This window comes from Dyadobacter bucti (assembly GCF_005869225.1).
GTDB classification, from domain to species: Bacteria; Bacteroidota; Bacteroidia; order Cytophagales; family Spirosomataceae; genus Dyadobacter; species Dyadobacter bucti.
On record NZ_SWFP01000024.1, the window covers coordinates 23,571 to 30,940 of the forward strand.

Here is a 7,370-nt window from a genome sequence, read left to right on the forward strand (position 1 = left end):
CGTGAAAAAAAACATTTCAATTATATGCTTAATAATATGTACTATTGCCTTTGCTGCCGCCGGACAGAATGATATTCCTCTCTCTCCATCTTCCGGAGGAAGCAGTGTGCAAACCTTGGCTCTGCAAAATGGTGACATATTGTTTTCAACAACAAATTCATTGGTTTCGAATATCGTCCGAGTAGGGACAAGCGGTCCGATCTCACATGTAGCCATCGTGACTGATATGCTTACACAAAATAGTGCCGCTCCCTTGATATTCGTCGTAGAGTCAGTATCTCCTAAAGTAAGAAAGCTACTTTTTGAAGATTATTCGAAGGATGCGACTGTCATTGTTGCTTTTCGCCACCCAAATGCAACGAATGCTCAACGGGCTTCCATAGTAGCGTGGTTAAATAAACAAGCCGAAATGGGAGTGTCGTATAATTTATGGGCAGCTTTACTTGCAGCTCCTAAATTTAATTACCTGCAGAAACTACATTTAGTTGATTTTGGTAAAACGAAAGGTACATTCTGTTCCAAACTCGTCATAGATGCATATAAAGAGGTCGGTATAGATTTGGGAAGGCTAAGTCCTGGACAAAACTGGGACCCTAATTCACTAGCAACGTTACAATGGTTCGACGATTTGAACTATGTTGGCCATATAAAATATACTCCGTAATTGGGCTAAACCGCCACTCGCTCAACTTAATCAAGTGTAATGGAATCACGCCGGTCAGTATCAACCCACAAATGGCCACGAAGCGCTTTTTCTTCATTTATGTTACCCCGCGAGACCTTAAATGCTCGCAATGTCAATGTATTTAGATGTATATAAAGCAATTTTGTTTACCGGCTTTCGATTGAAGGAAATCCTTGAATTCGTTATTTGGATAATCACCTGGGTTCTGATGCCAGGAATAAAAGTAACCAATCAAAGAGATGATTCAAGCGCTCATCCGACCCTATCATTTAGACCATCTTTGGTTCAACGTCTATAATGCCCTTGGTGACAGCCTCTAACTACTAGAGTTATATTCTACCAATGTACGTACGCTAATACGTATGACAAATTTGCCAATGCAGCACCTATTGTCAAAAAATAGAGGGGTTTAGTAAGACATTCCCGACATATACGTGGACTACACTGACAGAAAAAAAATTATTTACTTTTTCCTTTAAATCCCTTTTCTATTTTATCATCAGAAGTATTCAACTTATAATCTTGCCCCGCAAACTGTAATTTGTAGGCCTCATCAGACTCATAGGTATATATTAATCGTGCTCCTAATACGTTTAATGCCTTCTTGGCTAAGCTTCCTGGAAGCTGAATAATATCTGTTGGATATCTAGTATTGTCGGCATAAAATCTATCCAAAGCGCCCATAACAATCCCAACGTTTGTTCCATCATCTTTGCCATCATAATATTTGTCTAATATCGATTTAGGTCTTAAATCCTTATTATTATTATAATCTGCCCTAATCGTTTCTAGTTTTACTTTATAGTTTGCCACATCATCCAAAGCTTTGGCTAGTGTCGCGTCTCCATGGCAGGGGCGTTGCTGATGCGACAAAAACGCAGTAAATAGTACCCCTTGCATCAATTGATCCTCACTAGTCATTTTCTCTTTAAGCGTTATAGCTTCATTTTTAAGCCCAATATCTGCCGTAATAGATACCTGGTTAATAAGTTTTACCGTTGCTTTAACGCTTGGTGAAAAAGTTTGAACTGCATCAGAATAATATCTTTTTGCACATCTCTGCGATTTGGGGTAAAGAACAGGAGTATTGGTGTCGGGACAAAGCATGCTTTTATATGTACATGAACAACCATACAAAAAATAGGAGCTTATCAAAATGGAGCAAATAAACAATTTCTTCATCTATTCTATCTAGAGGTTAAGGAATGAAGTATAGACAGTACAATAACAATTTGCATTATTGTACTGCCTACTTTAATTTAACTAATAGCGGCTGCATGTTATAACTTCTTGACAGTCTCTTTTATATCGCTTTTTACATCTTTACTACTTTGCAAATTGGCCCTTATAGTTTCAAGTTTAACTTTATATTCTGACGCTGCGGTAAGCACCTTACTCATCATTGCGTCGCCATCGCAAGGCCGCATTGTTAATGTTAAGAAAGCAGTTTGTAATGCACCCTGCATAATTTGATCCTCACTAGTAAGCTTATCTTTAAGCAATTGAGCTTCATTTTTAACGCTCAAGTCTGCATCAACTGTTACAGATTCGATAACATCAACAGTTGCCTTCAAGGTGGGGCTCCAAGTTTTTACGGCATCCTCGTAAAAACGCTTCGCACATTTCTGAGATTTCGGATATAAGACTGGGTTACCTGATACTGGACAGGTAATCGTTTTATAACCGCAACAGCTGCTAAAAACTAATAATGATAAACCTAATAAAGATGTAATCCGTAATAATTTCTTCATAAGAATTGAAAGTAAAAAAGTGAATAGAAAATTTATTAAGTAAAATTTTTAAGTTACAGACATTCATATCCATTATTTTATAAATCATAGAAATATCTTTGATCTATATAAATTCAGATCAGTAAAAGCATTTGCTTCTAATTACACTTGATTATGAATATCTAACGCAGTTATAGGGAAATAGACGATTTATATTGTAGAGCCGTCGGGATCAATGTCTTTTGACTTTTCGCTAGAATCAGCTCCGTTAGGTACTTTGCTTTTTTCAAGTCCCCTATTCATTAGCTTAGTAGAGAGTTCGAGTACTGACGGATCAGCAGCTAGTGTAGCTATGGTTTCATCCAGCAATGCTTTCCCATTTGTTTCAAATGCAATTTCTGCCACAGCATCAATCAGCTCATAATAAAAGTTTGCATCACCTGTGAGTGCAGTCCAAAATTCTTGACCAACCAGCACTTCATAATTTTCCTCTATTTTCCTATAGCCGCCATGAATCTCTGTTCTTTCGCCGTAAACTACCCCGACCAGCAAATCTTGATTTGTAATGGCTAGTCTGTTCTGGCGCGCCCGATTTAAAATAGCTGTGAACTTTCCAATCATAGGGGCTACATCATCGAAGTTTATAGTAATAGGGCCAGATTTTAATTGGGCATATTTTCTTCTGCCATCACGCGTGTCTATAAATTCAATATCCATCCCATCATGAGCAGATGCATACCCGTCCAATAATACATGAGTCATCCTTTGAACAGCATCTCCAAAAGATGTGTTTATCGAGGTTCCCAAAACCCTTGGGTAAATTAAAACTTTGGCAATACTTTCTGGCGAACAATCTCCAGAATAAAAGTAGCTTAGGTAACCTAGAAGAAATGGATTGTATTTAAAGTCTTTTAGCTTTTTCAGTTTGACGGCATTTTTGACATGCACTTCACCAAACTCTCTAAACCATGCTTTTGCTTTTTCTAAAATTACTTTTTTTTCTTCACTGGTCATTTTCTGATAGTTGATAAGGGGGTAGGCTGAAAAATATGGACATATTATAAAAATTCAAATTTTATAATGTACCTTTAAAAACAATCATGGTAACCATTGCATAGTATATATAGTAACCATTGCATAAGTTAAGATGGTATTCAAGCCTGTAAATCAGTATTTATCTAAAATGAATGCAGATCAAACCGTTAAATAAGTTTATAGATATCTGTCTAATATTATGAATCAACCTCACTTAGTCACCATTGAAGATGCATCCAAGCTATTAAATATTTCAAAAGACACCCTACGCAGATGGGATAAGAAGAAACTTCTACGGGTTCATCGTATTGGGTCAAACCACAGGCTTTTTGAGTTAAGGGACTTGGAAATGCTAAAAAACAGAGGGGAGTCTTCTGGTGAATACAAGATATTAAAGTCAAAGAAAACAAAATACACCGTCCTGGAGACATTTACGGGTGCTGGTGGCATGGCGCTCGGTTTTAAAAATGCTGGGCTACAGTCCAAAATTTGTGTCGAGATAGATAAGGATAGCGTCGCAACGCTCAGGGCAAACCATGATTGGGAAGTCATTCATTCAGATATAAGGAAAGTAGACTTTACCGACTACAAAGGAAAGTTTGATATTGTAGCTGGCGGTTTCCCATGCCAGGCGTTCAGTTATGCGGGAAAGGGTAGGGGGTTTGAAGATGCCCGGGGGACTTTATTCTATGACTTTGCCCGTACCATAAAGGAAGTTGAACCCAAAATATTTGTAGCCGAAAATGTCCGTGGCCTTTTAGCCCATGAGGAAGGCCGCACGCTACAAACGATCCTGCATGTAATGGACAGTATAGGCTACAAGCTCACCTACGGTGTAGCGAAGTCACAATTTTTTGACGTACCGCAGAAGCGGGAAAGGCTATTTATAATTGGTGTGCAAAAATCCCTGGATTTGCCTTTTTATTTTCCAAAAGAAAAGGATTATACAATATCCCTTGGATCTGCCATTGATGACGTCCCTGACGGTCCAGGCATGACCTACTCCGAAAAGAAGAAAATTGTAATGGACCTGATCCCAGAAGGTGGTTACTGGAGAGACTTGCCAGAAGAAATGCAGAAGGATTTCATGGGGAAAAGCTATTATCTCGGTGGTGGAAAAACTGGAATGGCCAGACGGTTATCATCTAAAGAGCCTTCTTTGACATTGACCTGCAACCCGGCACAAAAACAGACTGAAAGGTGCCACCCCTACGAAACAAGGCCGCTATCTGTCCGTGAGTATGCCAGGGTCCAAACATTCCCTGACGATTGGAAGTTTGTTGGCTCAGTCTCGTCCCAATATCGACAAATTGGAAACGCTGTACCAGTTAACTTGGCTTACCATGTAGGTAAATGCTTGATAGCTATGCTTGATAATAAGTTTGACAAAGATTCAATGGTTGAGATTGAACCTGCAGATGCACATAAATTCTTAGCTGGATTTCAGATGCCAATTGAGTTTGAAGAATACGCTTAAATCTGAATTTGGCAGTTCCTTAAAGAAGGGGCTGCCATTTTAATCTAAAAAAGACAGTACCTTTTTCAAACACATGCCAAACTCTTTTTTCAATTCTTGGTCCCAAAACCTAAGGACAGTCCATCCATTTTGGGATAGCAGTTTATTGTTCATTTGATCCCGTTGCATATTACGCTCTATCTTTGGAATCCAGAATTCCCGGTTAGATTTAATTTTATCTTTTTTCTCCTTCCAATTATACCCATGCCAGAATTCACCATCAACAAAAATTATCAATTTCGCGCGTGGGATAACAATATCAGGCTTACCAGGTAATCTTGGATCGTTCTTTCTATAACGAATGCCAAGTCCCCAAAGAACCTTTCTTAAAGCCTTTTCAGATTTCGTATCTTTCCCTTTAATTTTGCCCATCAGCCTTGATCTAACATTACTGGTTACGAAGCCATTATCAATGTTAAACCGTGGTACTTGAATATGCTTTTCGCTCTTATCTCCCACCTATAAGAAAATTATATATGGACTTGCTGTCATTTAATGATTGCTTGAAGCTTGTAAAAGGTAAAAAACACCTTTTGCTTGGAAATGGTTTTTCAATTTCTTGTAGGCCCTCAATATTTACTTATGGAAATTTATTTACCCAGGCGCAGCCTAAGTTTAACACACAATTAAACGATGCTTTCAACGCTATTGACACTAAGGACTTTGAAGTAGTCATGAAATCATTAAAAAATGCCGCATCGCTAAGTGAAATTTATGACAAGGGAAATTCTTACAAAAAGAAAATGACAGATGACTCGAATCTGTTAAAAAACATATTAGTAAGCACTATAGCATCATCACATCCGGCGCAGCCCAATGATATAACACAGACCGAATTTAACACCTGCCGCAAATTCCTGGCAAATTTTGAAAATAAATACACTTTGAATTACGATTTGCTATTGTATTGGACGCTAATGCATGAGCAACCATTCAGCAACTTGAAAATTAAACATGATGATGGGTTTAGGACACCAAGTGATGGGAAAACCGACTATGTCACTTGGGAGATTAACAATACAAACCAGCAAACAGTATTTTACTTACATGGCGCTTTGCATTTATTCGATGCGGGCGAAGAATTGCAGAAATTTACCTGGGTTAACACTGGGGTAAGGTTAACAGAACAGATCACAGCCGCGTTAGATAAAGACTTCTATCCATTGTTCGTATCAGAAGGGTCATCAAGTGAGAAGCGGGAGAAAATTAGCCATAGCGGATATCTATCGCGGGGAATTAGAAGTTTTGCTAATATAGGCGGCACCTTATTTGTTTATGGCCATTCATTAGCTGATAACGATGACCACATAACCAATCTAATTCCTGAATCTAGAATTGACCATATTTTTATAAGTATTTATGGCGATCCGGGAAGTCAAGCCAACAATAATATAATTCTAAAGGCCGGAAAGTTAGTAGAAGACAGAAGGGCGATAAATGTTAAAAAGCCAAAAGGTGCAGTACCCCTTCATCTCTACTTTTATGATGCTGCAAGTACTTCGATTTGGAAATAGGGTAAAGAACTATCCCCTCAGAGGAATTTTAGAGGGGATAGCCTATCTAATTTCTAATATAAAACCGGCTATCTATTACAGAAATTATATTCCGGACATTCTTATCATAGAAATCACTATCATTAATTAGCTCATCGACCGCTTTTAGTGTAAGAGGAAAATGGTTTGTAATGTCTAAATTTTCGACATAAAATAAAAAAACACAACTATCTGGAAATCGCACAAAAGGGGTCACTTTAACTTCTGAATTATAGTGCTCAGTTAATCCCCTTGCTAACCTTATTGACATTTGACCTAAGTTCGAATCGGGTCCATGTTGTTCGCTAGAATATGTAACCTTCCTGTTCAGGGATTCAAAATAACTATAAAACATCGCCTTAACTGGTTGTGACATTTCTCGGATGCCATTGATCCATGCTGAAAGATTGCTTTTATCAATGCCAGTATCGTGAACCAAATCTTTAAGCCTTTTTTTATGCTCAACCATTTTATGTCGTAGATACGCGTCGGTTACCACTTCCACTGGGCTTTCAAAGTAAGGAATTGGGTTAATATTTATTTCAACACCCAAAGGCTGAAGAAATGAAGTAAATAAATGCTTTGCTTCTTGGTTCAGTAATTTTGGGGACAAATATTGTTGAGAGGGATTTTTTTCTTGACGTGCTTCAATAGTAATAACCTTATTTCGGTAGTAAATAACTTTAAAAGTTATTCGTGAAGATATTTGAAAGTTTAGAGCTTCTTGCTCGAGACGGCTGAAGTCGAGGTTTTCATTACAAATGGACGGAAAATAGCGGTTTGCTAATTAACGCTTATCGACAGGCGGCCGCAAAGCTCGTAGCCCGTTCTCTTGTAACCTGATTTCATCGTTGAAATCATATTTTCCTAAC

The 7,370-nt window shown here is 38.1% G+C and carries 8 protein-coding genes; 3 read left to right on the top strand and 5 right to left on the bottom strand.

Features of this window, described 5'->3' with window-relative positions:
- Position 1 precedes the first annotated feature (1 nt).
- Positions 2-664 (top strand): YiiX/YebB-like N1pC/P60 family cysteine hydrolase, encoded by a 663-nt coding sequence (locus FBF61_RS33780; RefSeq protein ID WP_138485402.1) that lies wholly within the window; start codon positions 2-4, stop codon positions 662-664.
- A gap of 480 nt (positions 665-1,144) precedes the next feature.
- Here FBF61_RS33780 and FBF61_RS33785 read toward each other — a convergent pair whose 3' ends face one another.
- The 3 genes from FBF61_RS33785 to FBF61_RS33795 all read right to left on the bottom strand — a co-directional run bounded on the left by FBF61_RS33785 (position 1,145) and on the right by FBF61_RS33795 (position 3,429).
- Positions 1,145-1,867, bottom strand: coding sequence for a hypothetical protein (locus FBF61_RS33785; protein ID WP_138485403.1), 723 nt, complete (start codon positions 1,865-1,867; stop codon positions 1,145-1,147).
- Positions 1,868-1,965: 98 nt separating this feature from the next.
- On the bottom strand, positions 1,966-2,436 hold the full coding sequence (locus FBF61_RS33790) for a hypothetical protein (protein ID WP_138485404.1): 471 nt from the start codon (positions 2,434-2,436) through the stop codon (positions 1,966-1,968).
- A gap of 189 nt (positions 2,437-2,625) precedes the next feature.
- Positions 2,626-3,429, bottom strand: a complete 804-nt coding sequence (locus FBF61_RS33795; RefSeq protein ID WP_138485405.1) for a PmeII family type II restriction endonuclease — start codon at positions 3,427-3,429, stop codon at positions 2,626-2,628.
- Positions 3,430-3,649: 220 nt separating this feature from the next.
- On the opposite strand from FBF61_RS33795, the gene dcm reads away from it, so the two are divergent.
- Positions 3,650-4,927, top strand: a complete 1,278-nt coding sequence (gene dcm, locus FBF61_RS33800) for a DNA (cytosine-5-)-methyltransferase (RefSeq protein ID WP_138485406.1) — start codon at positions 3,650-3,652, stop codon at positions 4,925-4,927.
- A 39-nt stretch (positions 4,928-4,966) separates the two neighbouring features.
- Here dcm and FBF61_RS33805 read toward each other — a convergent pair whose 3' ends face one another.
- Positions 4,967-5,425: a very short patch repair endonuclease gene (locus FBF61_RS33805; RefSeq protein WP_138485407.1), complete on the bottom strand. Its 459-nt coding sequence runs from the start codon at positions 5,423-5,425 to the stop codon at positions 4,967-4,969.
- Between the two features lie 17 nt (positions 5,426-5,442).
- Between FBF61_RS33805 and FBF61_RS33810 the strand changes: the two genes are divergently transcribed.
- A complete protein-coding gene (locus FBF61_RS33810) occupies positions 5,443-6,480 on the top strand; it encodes a DUF4917 family protein (RefSeq protein WP_138485408.1) in 1,038 nt (345 codons plus the stop codon).
- A 46-nt stretch (positions 6,481-6,526) separates the two neighbouring features.
- Here FBF61_RS33810 and FBF61_RS33815 read toward each other — a convergent pair whose 3' ends face one another.
- Positions 6,527-7,111, bottom strand: coding sequence for a helix-turn-helix domain-containing protein (locus FBF61_RS33815; RefSeq protein WP_138485409.1), 585 nt, complete (start codon positions 7,109-7,111; stop codon positions 6,527-6,529).
- Between the last annotated feature and the right edge of the window lie 259 nt (positions 7,112-7,370).

Coding starts and splice junctions, on each gene's coding strand:
- FBF61_RS33795 (WP_138485405.1), bottom strand. CDS start 3,429: ATGACCAGTGAAGAAAAAAAAGTAATTTTAGAAAAAGCAAAAGCATGG.
- FBF61_RS33785 (WP_138485403.1), bottom strand. CDS start 1,867: ATGAAGAAATTGTTTATTTGCTCCATTTTGATAAGCTCCTATTTTTTG.
- FBF61_RS33790 (WP_138485404.1), bottom strand. CDS start 2,436: ATGAAGAAATTATTACGGATTACATCTTTATTAGGTTTATCATTATTA.
- dcm (WP_138485406.1), top strand. CDS start 3,650: ATGAATCAACCTCACTTAGTCACCATTGAAGATGCATCCAAGCTATTA.
- FBF61_RS33810 (WP_138485408.1), top strand. CDS start 5,443: ATGGACTTGCTGTCATTTAATGATTGCTTGAAGCTTGTAAAAGGTAAA.